Genomic DNA, 16432 nt, shown 5'->3' on the forward strand with positions numbered 1-16432 from the left:
ATCTAGTTTAAGCTATAAGAAGGATGCTTTGTTATCTAATTTTTAAAGTATCAATCGGCATTTTATCCATGTACCATTGCTCAAAACCATGTTCCAAATCGTAAATGGTCTTAAATCTCTTTCTCTTCAAAATTTTAATAACTTCCACAGATCTGTCGCCATAACTGCAATAAATGAAAACATCGGTATTCTTATCCAAATGAGCAGCTATTTCATCCAAATATTTTCGCTCTCCCGCGTATAAAGCGCCGGGAATTCTTTCTACCTGATACTTTTCGTACATTCTAACATCCAATAAAATATAGTTTTCTGATGCCTCCATGGCATCAGAATATTCACTGGAATTCATTCTGAACACAGATGTTGACACAAAAATAGACAATATAAAAGAAATGATCTTCATAAGAGAAAAATATGTGATTACAAATCGGCATCAACAAAAAAATCTTCAATTATGGCATCAACTATAAACCATCCTTTCTCAGAACATTTCAAAAAAGAACCCTCTTGATATAAAAACTTATTATCAACCCATTTTTGCATAATCGCATTAAAATGATTTTGAAAATAGGTGGTAACCAGCGACATGTCTATTCCTCTTTTGGTACGTAATCCAAGCATTATTAACTCATTGAATTTATTTACAGAGGTAAGTAATTCCTGTTCTCTAACTAAATCAAATTTCTTACCAATATAACTAAGTAAATCTGACTGATTCCAATATCGGGAGCTGCCATAAAATGAATGGCTTCCGGGGCCAAATCCGATGTAAGGTGTTCCATCCCAATAAGAGGAATTGTGCCGTGATATATAACCGGGTAAACAAAAATTTGAAACTTCATAATGCTCCATCCCTAAATTTTGAGCAAACTCACACAGTAAAAGGTATTGTTTTAAGCTTTCATCTTCATCCATTTCTCGAAGCTTTCCTTTTCTTTGTTGTTTATAAAAATTAGTACCCTGCTCAATGGTTAAATGATAGGCAGATAAATGTTGAAAGGGTAAATCCTTTAGCATTTTCAGGTTTTCAACAAATTTATCTGTTCCCGACCATGATAATCCATAAATTAAATCCAGGCTGATGTTATTAAATCCAGCATCACTGGCCGCCATAACCGATTGCATCGCTTGTTGTCCAGTGTGCCGACGCCCCATTCTTTTCAAATCATCGTCATGAAAACTTTGAATGCCTATACTGATTCTGTTAAAACCAATTTCTCTCAAACCCATTAAATAGTCACTCGATAAATCATCAGGGTTTGCTTCGATGGTAATTTCAGCATCGGGAATAAATTGGTACAACTTTTTAAGTCTGGAAAAAATGGCATCATAATTGGGTAATGGAATTAACGAGGGTGTTCCACCACCAAAATATAGGGTAGAAATTTTTTCATCAAAAGAATTTTTACGATGTAAAAATTCTTCCATCAAAGCATCTAAATAACCATTCAGCATCTCAGTATTTGTGGTTTTAAAAAAATCACAATAGTGACATTTTGAAACGCAAAATGGAACATGAATATAAATCCCTGCCATCACATTAAATATTTACACAAAATGTTTCACGTGAAACATTTAAAAACAGCGTTTTACACACAGTTATCAACAGTTTATTAACAAAAAATTTAGGTTTTTCAACAGTAAAACATCACAATTATTGAAAACCTGTTCAAATAGAATATTTATTAACCCTTCATGATCAAAATTAAGAGTCTGTTTCGCATAAAAATCTTAATTTGGCCAATTAAATAAACAACCATGCAAAGTATTATAAGTTTAATAAGTCAGTTCAAATTAACAATTCTGGTCTGTGCAGTTGTCGTTTTTCTAAGTTTGCTGCCCAGCTCAGAAGTACCAAATCATAATATCTGGAATTTTCAGGGTTCAGATAAAATTGTGCATTTTTTGATGTATTTTGCCATAAGTTTTACACTCTTTTTTGAAAAATACCTTAGAAACAAACTACATCAGTTCTCCATAAAAAACAGAGTGAATCTGATACCCATTATCGGATTAATTGTTGCAAGCGGAATTATTGAGTTGATACAACCACCTATATCAAATAGAAGTTGTGAACTATTTGATTTTATAGCAAACGTTTTAGGGGTAGTAGCGGGATTTTATCTGTTTTCTTTAGCCATTAAAATTCTAAAGCATTAAAAAATCGTCAGTTTTATTGGAATAATTATCCATTATTGCTCCCAAAGTTTCGTTTTTAAAAAATTCAGTAAGTTGACTTCTTACTGCACTGTATTGATCGTGAACCGGACACTTCATGCTATCGCTATTCTTACTGTAACATGGTTTTGTGCCAATTACACATGTTTCAAATATTTGGTCACCATCAATAATTTTTACCAGTTCGTATAAAGAAACTGTATAAGGATCAAGTGCCAAAGAGAATCCTCCTGTTGGTCCTTTAAAACTTTTTAAAATTCCGGCTTTAACATATACCTGAAGGATCTTACTTAAAAATTGCATGGGAACATCTAGTTCTGAAGCAATTTTTTTAACGTTTACAAGTTGATCAACTGAAGACTTAATGCCTATGTAGATGATAGAACGAACTGCATATCTGCATGTATTTGATAACATAGTTCCTATTTGTTAATTAACCACTGTTTTTGGAAAGTATCTTCCTTCGGTTCGGAAAATTTCCGTTTACCATCAAAAATATAATTCTGAACCAAATATATAAGCATTTTTTTACTTTTATAATTAATATTTCTGTTAAAACCGGGTTTCATAAGAAGTTCTCGTGCTATAGTCATAGAAGTTTTATTAACTAGTGAATCATAACCCCCTTCAACATACTCCCTACGATTTCTAAGTAATAAATCTGGTAAATTAATTTTTACCGGACATACATCATAACAACTTCCACATAAAGTACTTGCAAAACTTAAATGACCATATTTTTTAAAACCTTTTAAATGCGGTTCAATTACAGATCCTATAGGGCCGGTGTATACAGATTGATAGGTATAACCTCCAACATTCTTGTATATGGGACAAGCATTTAGGCATGCACCACAGCGAATACAAGATAATGCTTCAGATTGATGCGGCTGTTTGTATAAATTGGATCTTCCATTATCCAGTAATATCACAACCATTTTTTCAGGTCCATCTCGCTCATCTGGCTGTTTGGAACCAAATATGATTGAATTATATGCAGTAACTTTTTGTCCTGTACCATGTAAGGCCAACCAAGGCCAAAACTGGTGTAGTTCATTAATTCCCGGAAGCAATTTTTCAATACCTGCTAATACCACATGCACCTTGGGAAAACCAAAAGTAAATAATCCATTACCTTCATTTTCTGTTACAGCAACAGCACCTTCTTTCGCTAGTAAAAAGTTGGCACCGCTTAATCCCATATCGGCATTTAGAAACTTTTTTCGTAAATACTTCCTAACAAATAATGTTATATCGACAGCTGAAGCATTTTTATCGGTATTAAATTTTTCATTAAAAAGTTTAGCTACATCACCTGCAGATTTATGCATGGCCGGTGTAAGAATATGGTAAGGACGCTCACCTGCTTGTTGGACTATAAACTCACCTAAATCAGTTTCAATACATTCAATGTTATGTTTTTGAAAGACTTCATTAAAATCAACTTCTTCAGAAGTCATGGATTTGGTTTTAACTACTGATTTAACTCCATATTTATTAATGATGTTCCTAAAAATTGAAATTGCCTGATGTGAATCTTCTGCCCATATTACCTCAATATTATTAGCAATTGCATTTTTCTCAAACTCTTCCAGGTATTCGGGTAAATTTGATAATACATTTCTTTTTGTAACAGCTGCAAATTCATGAATATCAGTCCTGTTTGAGAACCTACTTTTTCCTTTCTCAACTGATTGACTGTACTTCAACATATTATACCGAATAGTATTTCTATGTTTAAGATCAAAAGCCACATCAGAAGCTTTACTATTAAATACGTAACGAGGTGAAAACATGCTTTTATTCAATTAAATACAGATAAAAATAACAATTCCGGTATCTGTAACAAAAACAGAACACCGGAATTTCAAATCATTTTATCTATTTGCTTATTAAAAGTCACACATTTTACGAATTCTTTCGGTGTGTCGCCCACCTTCAAATTCAGTACTTAAAAATAAATCTACAATTTTCTTGGCATCCTCAACAGTTATGAAACGTCCTGGTAAGCTGCAAACATTGGCATCATTATGTAAACGAGCCAATCGGGAAATTTCAGGCATCCAGCATAATGCGCTACGTATTCCTTTATGTTTATTGGCTGTCATATTAATACCATTACCACTCCCACAAATAGTTACACCTATGTCGCAATTGCCACTTTCAACAGAAACAGCAAGTGGATGTGCATAATCTGCATAATCAACACTATCGGTTGAATGCGTTCCAAAATCGATTATTTCATAGTTTTGTGTCTGCAGATATGCCTTTAAAATCTCCTTTAATTCATACCCTGCATGGTCGCAACCTATAGCAATTTTCTTAATATTCATCAGATTCTTTTTGGTCAGTTTATAAGATTTTATCTTTAGTATTTTGATTACAAAGATAGAAATAAAATAAACACAACAATTTGTAGAAATAATTGTTGATAAAGTGTGAATAGATATTGATTTTTTTTCAAAAAAAGATCTTGGATTTTAGAGAAATATTTCCTTATTGTCTTCCAAATTCAAAAGTCCAAAATCAATAGCGCATAAATAAAAATAGTTTTAAACACAATTAGTAAGAAAATAGGTGTAGTTTCGAGAACAAAATTTTTAACTTTACAGGTTCTTAACAATGTGTGAATATCAATCATATCTAATTGAAAATTAGAATTGTATTAAAATTTTAAATGTTTATAACTATTTGAATTAATCTGATTTCACAAATATGCAATAGTTTCGAAACATTTTTTTCAACATTACTAACAGAGTATTATCATCATCATATTATTTTTAAATTCTAAAATAATGTATAATAATAGTGAGTGGATAAAAGATGGGTACGTAAATGAACGAATTGATAAAAACATGAATTTAGTAGATGAAATCAATCGTTTAAAGAAGGAGAAAAATGCCATTATCATGGCGCACTATTATCAGGTAAATCAAATACAAGATATTGCAGATTTTGTTGGAGACAGTCTGGCATTGGCTCAACAATCAGCTAAAACTGATGCTGATATTATTCTACTTGCAGGAGTACTATTTATGGGAGAAACTGCAAAAATATTATCTCCAGATAAAAAGGTTTTAGTTCCTGATCTAAATGCAGGTTGTTCTCTGGCTGATAGTTGTCCGGCTCCAGAGTTTGCTGAATTCATTGCGAAGAATCCTGGGCATACAGTAGTTACGTATGTAAATACCACAGCTGCAGTTAAAGCTTTGTCAGATATTGTTGTAACAAGTACCAATGCTGTACATATCATTAATAGTATTCCTGAAGATCAACCTATCATTTTTGGACCAGACAGGAATTTGGGTAATTATCTTCAAAGCATTTCTGGTCGTAAAATGGTATTATGGGATGGTGCTTGTCATGTACATGAAAAATTTTCCGTAGAAAAAATAGTGGATCTTAAAAAGGAGCATCAGGATGCTCTTTTGTTGGCACACCCTGAATGTAAAAAGCCATTATTGGTAATGGCTGATTTTATCGGTAGCACAGCTGCGTTACTTAATTATTCCAAAAACAGTGATAAATCGAAATTTATAGTCGCAACCGAATCAGGTATTATACATCAAATGCAAAAAGCATCTCCTGATAAAGCTTTCATTCCTGCACCACCAATGGATTCTACATGTGGATGTAATGACTGTGAATTTATGAAACTCAACACTCTTGAAAAAATTTATTTAGCTTTAAAAAACGAATTACCTGAAATCAATATAGAAGAGGAATTAAGATTAAAGGCTATTAAACCAATTAATAAGATGTTGGAAATCTCAGCAAAATTGAGTTTATAAGTAAGTATATCATACTTCTGGATACTTTTTTCTAAATAGGTAGATCATGATTATCAACATCATGTATTTTTATATTTATTTTTTTGTTTAGATTTATATCATTATTTTTCAGGGATATTTATTAATGTAGCCTTAAAACTAATTCTAAGGATGGTGTAGCTTGTAACTGCACTATAAATGTATTTAGACAGATGAAGAATTTATCATTACTACTTGTTGAGGATAACATACTCAATCAAAAATTAATTTTTTTGAATCTGACTAAATTTGGGTTCAGTATTGATGTGGCCAATAATGGATTAGAAGCTGTTGATAAAGTTAATCAACATCGTTATGATTTGATTTTAATGGATTTAATGATGCCTGTTATGGATGGATTTGAAGCAACTATTAAAATCAGAGAAATGGAAGAGATAAAAGGTATTCACACGCCTATTATTGGTTTAACTGCAAACACTTTTGATGCAGATAGGGAGAAATGTATGTCTATTGGAATGGATGAGTATATGTCTAAGCCATTCGATATTGAGGTTTTTAATACAATTCTTTCCGATTTGGGTATAATTAGTAATTAGTATGGCTATACGATTAGAATGGATATTGATTTAAGAAATCCTGAGAAAGATTTTACAGGTGATATAGAAATAGAACAAAAACTTCGTCCACTAACTTTTGTTGATTTTAAAGGACAAGCACAAGTTGTTGAGAATTTAAAGATTTTCGTTCAGGCTGCATCTATGAGAAATGAAGCGCTTGATCATGTATTATTGCATGGACCTCCTGGGTTAGGAAAAACAACTTTATCTAATATTATTGCTAATGAACTAAATGTTGGTTTTAAGGTAACCAGCGGACCGGTTCTAGATAAACCTGGAGACCTTGCTGGAATATTAACTTCCCTTGAGCCTAATGATGTACTTTTCATCGATGAAATACATCGATTGAGCCCGATTGTCGAAGAGTATCTCTATTCTGCGATGGAGGATTATAAAATAGATATTTTAATTGATAAAGGCCCAGGTGCTAAATCTATTCAAATTGAATTGAATCCTTTTACTTTAATTGGAGCTACTACACGTAGTGGATTATTAACTAGTCCATTGAGAGCACGATTCGGAATAAATTGTCATCTTGAATATTACGACCTTGATGTATTGAGTGGTATTTTATTGCGTTCTTCTGGTATTTTAAATACTTCTATTACAACGGAATCTGCCGAAGAAATTGCCCGAAGAAGTAGAGGTACACCTCGTATTGCTAATGCATTGTTGCGGAGAGTCAGGGATTTTGCGCAAGTTAAAGGAGATGGCACAATTTCATTAGATATAACGCGATTTTCGCTTAAATCACTCAATATTGATGAGTATGGTCTCGACGATATGGATCGTAAAATTTTGCTCACTCTAATGGATAAATTTGATGGTGGTCCAGTAGGGGTTACTACCATTTCTACCGCCGTTAGTGAAGATAGTGGTACAATAGAGGAAGTATATGAACCTTTTTTGATAAAAGAAGGATTTCTAAAACGTACTCCTCGTGGACGTGTTGTTACTCGTCTGGCTTATAAACATTTCGGAAGAGAGCCGGGAAATATTCAGACTTCTTTATTTTAGTATTTAATGTCAGGTGGTTTAAAAAAATTAGCCGGTGAAACCATTATTTATGGTTCCACAACAATGATTGGTAGACTTTTAAACTGGTTATTGATGCCTTTTTATATCCGAGTACTATCACCTGAAGAATATGGAGTTGTTATTAATTTCTATAGTTTCATATCCATATTATTGGTAATTTTCACATATGGTATGGAAACTGGCTTTTTTAGGTTTTCAAAAAGTGAAAGATTTTCATCAGTATATACTAGTATTTTATCTTCATTAAGCGTTTCTGGTTTTCTATTAATCATTATTATTACTTTTTCATCCGACTTTCTTAGTCATGTTTTGTATGACGGCCAATTTCGCATATCCATTATTCTCGTTGGTTGGATCATTGCGATAGATGCTTTCATATCTATTCCATTTGCCAATTTGCGGTTAAACAATAAAGCAATACGATTTGGAATAATCAGATTATCTGGAATATTTTCTAATATTTTCTTCAATTTATTTTTCCTTCTATTAATTCCTTATTTAATTAAAAATGAGTTTATTGGTAAACCTTATGCCATTTTTTTTGAATCTGGTACTGGAGTATTCTACATTCTACTAAGTAATTTGATTAGTAGTTTACTGATGTTCTCTTTTTTTATAACTGAAATTCTACGTCTAAAGGGAACTTTTGATAAATCTATAGTTATAAGTATTATTAATTATTCATGGCCATTTATAATAGTAGGAATCACTGGAATGATCATTCAAAACAGCGATAAAATACTTATTCCAATTTTAAGGACAGATGGCTTTAATGAATTAGCCGTTTATGCAGCTAATTTCAAAATAGGGATATTAATGACTTTATTTACTCAATCATTTCGTTTTGCTTTTGAACCATATTTTTTTAAAAACAGTGATAAAGGATTAAGCAGTTATGCTTTAATCATGGATTATTTTATCGCTTTTGGACTTTTTATTTTTTTGGGAGTTAATATTTTTCAGGAACTTATAAATATTTTGCTCACCGAAGAATATCTTTATGGAAATGTAGTTATTCCAGTTATTCTGATGGCACAATTATTCTATGGAATTTATTTTAATCTTTCGCTCTGGTATAAATTAACCGATAAGACCTATTTTGGAGCGATTTTTGGTATATTAGGAACAATAATTACACTCAGTTTAAATTTTATAACCATCCCAATTTTTGGAATGATTGGCGCTGCTTATTCAATGCTTTTTGGTTATGGTTTAATGGCTTTATTTTCCGCTCTATACGGTAATAAATATTTCCCTGTTCCCTATCCATTAAAAAAAATTCTGCTCTATTTTGTAGCAGCTTTAGTACTATACATAATTAATAAGTTGGTAGTTATCGATTTTTATTTATTTCGTTATCTATTTAAAATCACTATATTATTTGTGTTTATAGCTATCTTTGTTCTTTTACAAAGAAAATCAGGAATTAAATTTTTAAAATCATAAATGATTTTTTTTCTCAAATTTATTTAGTCACATGATAGAAATTAAAGTTGTAAATAAAAGCAATAATCCTTTACCGGAGTTTGCGACCTCTTTATCCGCGGGTGTAGATTTGCGTGCTTTTATTGCTGAAGATATTGAATTAAGGCCTATGGAACGTATTCTGGTGCCTACCGGTCTTTATATTGAATTACCTGAAGGATTTGAAGCTCAAATACGTCCTCGCAGTGGTTTGGCATTTAAATACGGCATTAGTGTTCTTAATAGTCCCGGAACTATCGATGCTGATTATCGTGGCGAAATTAAAGTCATTCTTATTAATTTATCTAATGTTCCGTTTATTATTAAAAATGGAGAAAGAATATGTCAGATGGTTATCAATAAATTTGAAAATTTCAATTGGTCTTTATCTGAATCTTTATCTGAAAGTGTAAGAGGAGAAGGAGGTTTTGGACACACAGGTAAAAATTAATTTTAAATTATATCACAGTATTACAACTATTTAATAATTAATATCCTAGATAAGTTTAAATTGATTTATCTAAATTTAAAAATATTTTAATGACTGATTTTTTAAAAAATATTATTCTGGCATTAACTTTCTTTCTTGCTTTTTTAACAAGTTGTGGTACTACTAAGGAATTAACAACTTTCGAAGATATATTGTATCCTGATGGTCGTTTTTTTAGTATCAGACATTCTGACGATTTTACTACGCAAAGATTTAACTACTACTTTGTTGAAGCAAACAGATTAAAAGCCTTAGGAGACCTCGGAAATTCTGCCATACTTTATATGGAAGCCATCAGACTTGATTCTACTTGTGCAACTTGTTACTACGAAATTAGTCATTTACTGATTCGCAATCGAGAATTTAACGAAGCAGAAAATTTTGCTTTTCGTTCTGTTCAGTATGACCCGCATAATGAACATTTTATTAGCTTGCTAACACAATTGTATTTTCATAACAGAAAATTTGATAAAGCTTTACTTTCATCAAAATATTTAGTTGAATTGGATCCAGATAATCCAGAATATTTATATCAAGTAAGTCAAATTTTATATGAAAAGGAACGGTTCGAAGAGGCCATAGATTATCTTAATAGGATTGAAGCAATTATAGGAATTAATGAAGCTTTAACCTTTGAAAAACATTCTATTTATTTGGAAGCTGGAAAAAAAAGATCTGCTTTACGGGAAATTAAAAATCTGATTTCTGAAAATCCTAATAATGGTAATTATCGCGTTTTCTTAGGTGATTTCTATGTCCAGCAATCTGATATGAAGAATGCTTTAAGTACTTATAATCAGGTTTTAATAGATTTTCCAGACAACGGTTTAATACATTTTAGTTTAGCCAATCTTGCTTTGTCGGAGAATGATATGCCATCTTTTGTTCATCACTTAGAGAATGGTTTTTTTAATGAAAATCTGGAAATTGATATTAAGATTCAAAGAATTTTACCATTCCTTATGAACATGAATGATCCAGATAATCCATTAAATACAGAACATATTGATCTTTTTTTAAATGCTATTATTGAATTACATCCATATGATGCAATGGGTTATGTTTTGTATGGCAATTTTTTATCTGAAAACGGAAATAATTCCAAAGCCATTGACGTTTTAGAAACTGCCTTGTTATTGGATGAGAGGCAAGAAGAAATATGGCACGACTTTTTGTTGTTATTATTTGAAGATCAGGAGAGAAACAATAAAACAGAATACGCAAAAAGAGCTGCTTCCTTATATCCATCTAATCCTTTTTTCAATTACATTGCTGGTTTTTCCTTTTTATTGGATGATGATAAAATAAGCAGCATATACTATCTTGAAAGAGCAAGTGATAATGCTGAGAATAATACCATGTTAAAAGCTCAGGTTTTAGGATTATTAGGCGATCTTTATTACCAGACTGATAGCGTCGAAAAGAGTTTCTCATCCTATCAAAAAAGTATTTCTCTAAATCCCGATAATATTATTGTATTAAATAATTACTCATATTTTTTAAGTCTTGAAAAGAAAGATCTTCATAAAGCAGAGGAAATGATTTCAAGAGTTATACTGCAAGAACCCGATAATTATACTTATTTGGATACTTATGCATGGGTTTTATTCCAACAGGGAAAATATCTGGATGCATTGTATTACATTGAGAGAGCAATGGAATTAGGAGGAAAAGATAACGGTGTTATTTTAGAACATTATGGAGATATTCTGTATAAAAATGGTATGAAGGATGAAGCTATAACATATTGGAAAAAAGCTTCGTATACTGATGATGAAGTTACAGAATTTCTGATTAAAAAAATTGAATTTGAATCTTATTTCGAATAACAGGATGGGTAGGTTTTTTATGGTATTCAGACTTGTATCTCTTTTTTTACTGATATACTTAGGTTCTTGTCGGAGTATAGACAGAATTTTTGTGGGTAAGCCGCTTGGAGATTATACTGAAATAGAACTAGTAGAAGAGATCATTAATAATGAGATTCAATTTAATACGCTTTTTTATAGAAGATTACTTGCAAATATAGATCATGGTGGTCAGGAGCGCAGTGTGCGCGCCAATATGTACATAAAGAAAGATCAGGAAATTGTAATTTCTGTCATTCCTTTTATGGGTATTGAAGCTGTTAGAATTAAGTTTGATAAGGTGTCTGTTCAGATTATGGATAGAATTAATCGCGAATATTCCGTGGCAACTTATCAACAGCTGTCAAACCGTTTTAATGTGCCTTTAAGCTATGATATATTGGAACGGATTTTAACAAATAGGATGTTTGAATTTCCATTTAATCAAATATCAAATATTAAGCGTTACAGTGGCGATGTTTATGACAATTTCTATTCTTTAAAGTCTCACGACGACAGGACATATGCTAGAATGCTAGATACAAATTCATATAACACATATCAACGCATAGATATTTTACCTGATATTTACCGTGTTTTAAGTTCTTTTATTGATCAACCCGGCAACAACACTTCTTTGCGTATAGGATATGCTGATTTTAGATCTTTTAATGGAAATGAAGTATTTCCTTATTCTATTAGAATTATCGGCAATATGGGCTCTAATAGTGCAAAATTAGAATTAAATTTGAATCAGGTTGAAAAGAACTCTGATGCTTCAATTGGTTTTTCTATCCCATCTAATTATGAAAGAGTCAATTTTTAGATTTTTATTTATTTTTTTGTGCTGTCAGATAGTATCCACAACATTGTCTGGTCAAAATATTAATAATTTACGGACTGAGAGAGAAGCTTTGTTGCAGGAAATTGATCGTACCAATAGATTACTTCAATCTAAACAAACTACCCGTGAAACTAATCTTCAACAATTAAACCTGTTAACACGAGAAATTACAATTCGTGAATCTTTTTTAGCGGATATCCGAAATGAAATTTCAATTATTGATGCAAGTTTGGAGGAGAATCAAAGACAAATTAATCAGTTAGAAAATGAAATAGAAAGTATTAAAACAGAATATGCACGTTTAATACAGGATACTTATAAGAGACGAAATGCATTAGATGAACTTATATTTTTTCTAAGTGCTAATGGATTTTCTGAGGCATATCAAAGATATCGTTTGTTACAAGAATATACAAGGTATCGTCAACAGCAAGCTGAAAAATTAAAAACTTCTCAAAATCTTCTTTTTGCTTTGCAAGAGGATATTCAAATTCAACGATTACAAAAGGAAGAAGCCCTTAAAGAGATTGAAAATGAGTACACTCAATTATCAAGTAACCGACAACAGAAGAATGTATTAATCCGGAATTTGCAACGGGAAGAAAGATGGTTGCGTGAGCAGTTAAATAAGCAGCAACAGCAAGCTGAGGAGCTAGAAAATAGAATACTTGAATATATTCGAACTTCTCGTGCTGGAACAACGGGTGAAAATTTTGGAGATTTTAAAGGAAAACTAATCTGGCCTGTCAGTAGAGGCAGAATTGTTAATGGTTTTGGTGAACATCCGCATCCGGTTTTATCAAATGTAACCATTAAAAATAACGGTATAGATATTCAAACCAGCGGAAATGATGATGTTTTTGCTGTTCATAACGGCGAAATTAGTCGTGTAGTTGCCATTCCAGGTTATAACACTGCTGTTATAATTAGACATGGTAAATTTTTAACTGTTTACGCTAATTTAAGAACAGTTAAAGTAGCACAGGGCCAAATTGTTACCTCAGGTGCTAATCTGGGAACAGTGTATCGTGAAGATAACGATTCAGGTGGTATTTTACATTTCGAAATATGGGAGGAAAACCAAAAATTGGATCCTGTTAATTGGTTAGTTCCTTAAAAAATGATTAATTTAGGAAACTCTTTTGTTTTTTTTTAGTATAAAGCTATGTATCATTGTTACAAATATCAGGTAATGCAGGATACTATTAATTTTTAAAGCTTTTACAAGTGAATAGAATGACACTAAAATCTGAAATACAAAACATCAGTTTAGTTGAGAAGCTAATTGATGATATCTCTGCTGAATATGATATTCATTCAGATGTATATGGGAAATTATTACTAGCTGTGGTTGAGGGTGTTAATAATGCCATAGTTCATGGAAATAAATTGGTTAAAGATAAGGAAGTCTTTATTGAATATGATATTTCTGATAAGGAAATAGAATTCTGCATTACGGATAGCGGAGAAGGTTTTGATTTTACTAATCTACCAGATCCTACAACACCAGAAAACATTGAAAGAACACACGGCAGAGGAATTTTTTTAATGAACCATCTGGCAGATCGAATTGAATTTGAGCATCCCGGAAATAAAGTTAAACTTTACTTTAATTTATCCTGATTTTGGACATACATTTTTTTAATGAAGATGTAGATCTACCTGAACTTAATTATAACCAAATCACAATTTGGTTAAAGGAGGTTATTGAAAGTTACCTCAAATCTTGCGGCTCCATTTCTGTAATCTTCTGTAACGATGATTATATTCTAAATATCAACAAACAATTTTTAGATCACGATTACTATACAGATATTATAACTTTTAATTATTCTTCTCCTAAAGTTATTTCTGGTGATTTGTTTATTAGTCTCGATACAGTAAGAAGTAATTCTGATATTTATCATACTGAATATTTTCATGAATTGTGTCGGGTGATTGTTCATGGTGTTTTGCATCTTCTCGGCCAAGATGATAAAACTGATGAGCAATCACGTGAAATGCGCAAAAATGAAGACTTATGGTTAGAAAAACTAAACGCTAACAAGTTCAATTAAATGTTTGGAATACAATCTTATATACTTCTTCTGCCTCTTTTTATTTACTTTTCTTTCTTCTATTCTTTATATCCTGTAAGTTCATTTTCTTTCACGCAATTCTGATCGTCTTTATTATGTTTATTATCTGCCGGGTTTTAATTTTTTGAGTTTGATCAATTTTTTGATTTATTTGTTTATTAAATTTGGTGGTTTAAAACTTGTAAGATGTTATTTGAATTTGATGTTATTGTTGTAGGAGGTGGGCATGCTGGTTGTGAAGCAGCAGCTGCAGCAGGAAATTTAGGTAAACGTACTTTATTAATTACGATGGACCTAAATAAAATTGCTCAAATGAGTTGTAACCCGGCTGTTGGAGGAGTTGCTAAAGGTCAAATAGTCAGAGAGATAGATGCTATTGGTGGACAAATGGGAATTGTTACTGACTACTCGTCAATTCAGTTTCGTATGCTTAATCGAAGCAAGGGTCCTGCAATGTGGTCACCACGTTCCCAATGTGACCGCATGGTTTTTTCATTAAAATGGCGTGATATTTTAGAGAATATTTCGAATATATCTTTTTGGCAAGATACTGTTGTTGATATATCCATTTCTAATGGTAAAATTCAATCTGTCACTACTCAAATGGGTGTTGAATTTAGCGCCCCAAAGATTATAATAACTACTGGTACATTCCTTAATGGGTTAATGCATATTGGAGAAACACAGCTTAAAGGTGGGCGTATTTCTGAACCTGCTTCATATGGAATCACGGAAAAACTTTTTAATGCAGGATTTACTACCAGCAGGATGAAGACAGGAACTCCAGTCAGAATTGATTCTCGCTCTATAGATTTTAGCAAATTAGAAGAACAAGCTGGGGAAAATTCTTTTTACAAATTTAGTTATCTCCCAATAACGAATAGACGATTAAACCAACGAAGCTGTTATATCACCTATACAAATTCTAAGGTTCATTCTATTATCGAACGGAGTTTGAATAAAAGTCCCATGTACAATGGAACCATTCAAAGTTTAGGTCCACGCTATTGTCCAAGCATTGAGACTAAGATTGTAAATTTTGCTGATAAAGATCGTCATCAATTATATTTAGAACCAGAAGGAGAAACAACCATTGAATATTATCTTAATGGTTTTAGCAGTTCGCTTCCTATGGAAACGCAGTTTGAAGCTTTAAAACATGTTCCCGGTTTAGAAAATGCAGTTTATTTTCGACCTGGTTATGCCATCGAGTATGATTTTTTTGATCCTACGCAGTTAAAAGCCACATTGGAAACGAAGTTAATTAAAGGGCTATATTTTGCAGGACAAATTAATGGAACAACAGGTTATGAAGAGGCTGCCGCTCAAGGATTAATTGCAGGTATAAATGCATCATTGGCTTTAGATGGGGGTTCTGATTTCGTGTTAAAGAGGGATGAAGCTTATATAGGTGTTTTGATTGATGACTTAATTACTAAGGGCGTTGATGAACCATACAGAATGTTTACCAGTCGAGCTGAATATCGCATACTCCTTCGTCAGGATGATGCCGATGTTAGATTAACTCCAAAAGGAAAAGAAATAGGACTAGTTGACGATTACCGTTATGAAATATTTAATGAAAAAATTAAATTTAGAGATGAAGTAATCGAATTCATTAATAGCTGTAGTGTTAAGACTTCTGATATCAATAATTATCTTGAAACAATTCAATCTTCTCCTTTAAAGCAAGGCGTAAAACTGAATACAATCGTTTTACGACCTCAAGTCAAGTTGTCTGATTTGATTGAATCTTTTGAGCCATTAAGAAAATTCTGTGAGGGTTTACCTATAGATAGGCGAGAGGAGATTATTGAAGCTGCCGAAGTTTTACTTAAGTACGAAGGGTATATTGCTCGTGAACGAATCATTGCAGACAAGCTCACAAGACTGGAACACTTAAAGATTAAAGGTAAATTTAAGTACGAAGATATTAAAACCATCAGTACCGAGGGACGCCAAAAGCTTACACGAATAGATCCTGAAACCATCGGACAAGCTTCGAGAATCAGTGGTGTTTCCCCCAGCGATATAAATGTTCTTTTGGTTTTATTAGGAAGGTAATGTTTCACGTGAAACAATTACCTGTTTTTTTATTATTTATTA

Annotated in this window: 17 protein-coding genes; 12 read left to right on the forward strand and 5 right to left on the reverse strand. The window is 32.0% G+C overall.

The window, feature by feature from the left end:
- Nucleotides 1-31 precede the first annotated feature (31 nt).
- Both EV194_RS02835 and hemW read right to left on the reverse strand, forming a co-directional pair.
- On the reverse strand, nt 32-403 hold the full coding sequence (locus EV194_RS02835; protein WP_132431869.1) for a rhodanese-like domain-containing protein: 372 nt from the start codon (nt 401-403) through the stop codon (nt 32-34).
- A 17-nt stretch (nt 404-420) separates the two neighbouring features.
- Nucleotides 421-1536 (reverse strand): radical SAM family heme chaperone HemW, encoded by a 1116-nt coding sequence (gene hemW / locus EV194_RS02840; protein WP_132431871.1) that lies wholly within the window; start codon nt 1534-1536, stop codon nt 421-423.
- 222 nt (nt 1537-1758) lie between these two features.
- Between hemW and EV194_RS02845 the strand changes: the two genes are divergently transcribed.
- Complete coding sequence (locus tag EV194_RS02845; RefSeq protein WP_132431873.1) at nt 1759-2160, forward strand: VanZ family protein; 402 nt, start codon at nt 1759-1761, stop codon at nt 2158-2160.
- Here the strand turns inward: EV194_RS02845 and EV194_RS02850 are convergent.
- From EV194_RS02850 to rpiB, 3 genes are all read right to left on the reverse strand, one after another.
- A complete protein-coding gene (locus EV194_RS02850) occupies nt 2149-2595 on the reverse strand; it encodes an RrF2 family transcriptional regulator (RefSeq protein WP_132431875.1) in 447 nt (148 codons plus the stop codon). The two genes, EV194_RS02845 and EV194_RS02850, sit on opposite strands and share 12 nt — an antisense overlap.
- A gap of 5 nt (nt 2596-2600) precedes the next feature.
- Nucleotides 2601-3974, reverse strand: a complete 1374-nt coding sequence (locus EV194_RS02855; protein ID WP_132431877.1) for a lactate utilization protein B — start codon at nt 3972-3974, stop codon at nt 2601-2603.
- Between the two features lie 96 nt (nt 3975-4070).
- On the reverse strand, nt 4071-4511 hold the full coding sequence (gene rpiB / locus EV194_RS02860; protein WP_132431879.1) for a ribose 5-phosphate isomerase B: 441 nt from the start codon (nt 4509-4511) through the stop codon (nt 4071-4073).
- 462 nt (nt 4512-4973) lie between these two features.
- Here rpiB and nadA point away from each other — a divergent pair, with 462 nt between their 5' ends.
- The 11 genes from nadA to mnmG all read left to right on the forward strand — a co-directional run bounded on the left by nadA (nt 4974) and on the right by mnmG (nt 16390).
- Entirely contained in the window at nt 4974-5969 is a 996-nt protein-coding gene (nadA, locus tag EV194_RS02865; protein ID WP_132431881.1) for a quinolinate synthase NadA, read from the forward strand.
- A 191-nt stretch (nt 5970-6160) separates the two neighbouring features.
- Nucleotides 6161-6544, forward strand: coding sequence for a response regulator (locus EV194_RS02870; RefSeq protein ID WP_132431883.1), 384 nt, complete (start codon nt 6161-6163; stop codon nt 6542-6544).
- A gap of 18 nt (nt 6545-6562) precedes the next feature.
- Nucleotides 6563-7582 carry a Holliday junction branch migration DNA helicase RuvB gene (gene ruvB / locus EV194_RS02875; RefSeq protein WP_132431885.1) on the forward strand — a complete coding sequence of 340 codons (1020 nt, stop codon included), beginning with the start codon at nt 6563-6565 and terminating at the stop codon, nt 7580-7582.
- A gap of 6 nt (nt 7583-7588) precedes the next feature.
- A complete protein-coding gene (locus EV194_RS02880; RefSeq protein WP_132431887.1) occupies nt 7589-9049 on the forward strand; it encodes an oligosaccharide flippase family protein in 1461 nt (486 codons plus the stop codon).
- 31 nt (nt 9050-9080) lie between these two features.
- The gene (dut, locus tag EV194_RS02885) at nt 9081-9518 is read left to right on the forward strand and encodes a dUTP diphosphatase (RefSeq protein WP_132431889.1); all 438 of its coding nucleotides are present in this window, start codon (nt 9081-9083) and stop codon (nt 9516-9518) included.
- 89 nt (nt 9519-9607) lie between these two features.
- Nucleotides 9608-11386: a tetratricopeptide repeat protein gene (locus EV194_RS02890; RefSeq protein WP_132431891.1), complete on the forward strand. Its 1779-nt coding sequence runs from the start codon at nt 9608-9610 to the stop codon at nt 11384-11386.
- 91 nt (nt 11387-11477) lie between these two features.
- A complete protein-coding gene (locus EV194_RS02895) occupies nt 11478-12230 on the forward strand; it encodes a DUF4292 domain-containing protein (protein ID WP_165921780.1) in 753 nt (250 codons plus the stop codon).
- On the forward strand, nt 12211-13365 hold the full coding sequence (locus EV194_RS02900) for a murein hydrolase activator EnvC family protein (protein ID WP_132431895.1): 1155 nt from the start codon (nt 12211-12213) through the stop codon (nt 13363-13365). The genes EV194_RS02895 and EV194_RS02900 overlap by 20 nt, the downstream gene beginning before the upstream one ends.
- Before the next feature lie 119 nt (nt 13366-13484).
- Nucleotides 13485-13871, forward strand: a complete 387-nt coding sequence (locus tag EV194_RS02905) for an ATP-binding protein (protein ID WP_132431897.1) — start codon at nt 13485-13487, stop codon at nt 13869-13871.
- Between the two features lie 2 nt (nt 13872-13873).
- Entirely contained in the window at nt 13874-14305 is a 432-nt protein-coding gene (gene ybeY, locus EV194_RS02910) for an rRNA maturation RNase YbeY (RefSeq protein WP_207915871.1), read from the forward strand.
- Nucleotides 14306-14512: 207 nt separating this feature from the next.
- Entirely contained in the window at nt 14513-16390 is a 1878-nt protein-coding gene (gene mnmG / locus EV194_RS02915; protein WP_132431901.1) for a tRNA uridine-5-carboxymethylaminomethyl(34) synthesis enzyme MnmG, read from the forward strand.
- The last annotated feature ends 42 nt before the right edge of the window (nt 16391-16432 follow it).

It is taken from the genome of Natronoflexus pectinivorans (assembly GCF_004345615.1).
GTDB lineage: Bacteria > Bacteroidota > Bacteroidia > Bacteroidales > Marinilabiliaceae > Natronoflexus > Natronoflexus pectinivorans.

Excerpts from the sequence above, each read along its gene's own strand:
- EV194_RS02850 (WP_132431875.1), bottom strand. The coding sequence starts at position 2,595 with ATGTTATCAAATACATGCAGATATGCAGTTCGTTCTATCATCTACATA.
- EV194_RS02870 (WP_132431883.1), top strand. The coding sequence starts at position 6,161 with ATGAAGAATTTATCATTACTACTTGTTGAGGATAACATACTCAATCAA.
- nadA (WP_132431881.1), top strand. The coding sequence starts at position 4,974 with ATGTATAATAATAGTGAGTGGATAAAAGATGGGTACGTAAATGAACGA.
- hemW (WP_132431871.1), bottom strand. The coding sequence starts at position 1,536 with ATGGCAGGGATTTATATTCATGTTCCATTTTGCGTTTCAAAATGTCAC.
- rpiB (WP_132431879.1), bottom strand. The coding sequence starts at position 4,511 with ATGAATATTAAGAAAATTGCTATAGGTTGCGACCATGCAGGGTATGAA.
- EV194_RS02890 (WP_132431891.1), top strand. The coding sequence starts at position 9,608 with ATGACTGATTTTTTAAAAAATATTATTCTGGCATTAACTTTCTTTCTT.
- EV194_RS02855 (WP_132431877.1), bottom strand. The coding sequence starts at position 3,974 with ATGTTTTCACCTCGTTACGTATTTAATAGTAAAGCTTCTGATGTGGCT.
- dut (WP_132431889.1), top strand. The coding sequence starts at position 9,081 with ATGATAGAAATTAAAGTTGTAAATAAAAGCAATAATCCTTTACCGGAG.
- EV194_RS02900 (WP_132431895.1), top strand. The coding sequence starts at position 12,211 with ATGAAAGAGTCAATTTTTAGATTTTTATTTATTTTTTTGTGCTGTCAG.
- EV194_RS02835 (WP_132431869.1), bottom strand. The coding sequence starts at position 403 with ATGAAGATCATTTCTTTTATATTGTCTATTTTTGTGTCAACATCTGTG.
- EV194_RS02845 (WP_132431873.1), top strand. The coding sequence starts at position 1,759 with ATGCAAAGTATTATAAGTTTAATAAGTCAGTTCAAATTAACAATTCTG.
- EV194_RS02905 (WP_132431897.1), top strand. The coding sequence starts at position 13,485 with ATGACACTAAAATCTGAAATACAAAACATCAGTTTAGTTGAGAAGCTA.
- mnmG (WP_132431901.1), top strand. The coding sequence starts at position 14,513 with ATGTTATTTGAATTTGATGTTATTGTTGTAGGAGGTGGGCATGCTGGT.
- ruvB (WP_132431885.1), top strand. The coding sequence starts at position 6,563 with ATGGATATTGATTTAAGAAATCCTGAGAAAGATTTTACAGGTGATATA.
- EV194_RS02880 (WP_132431887.1), top strand. The coding sequence starts at position 7,589 with ATGTCAGGTGGTTTAAAAAAATTAGCCGGTGAAACCATTATTTATGGT.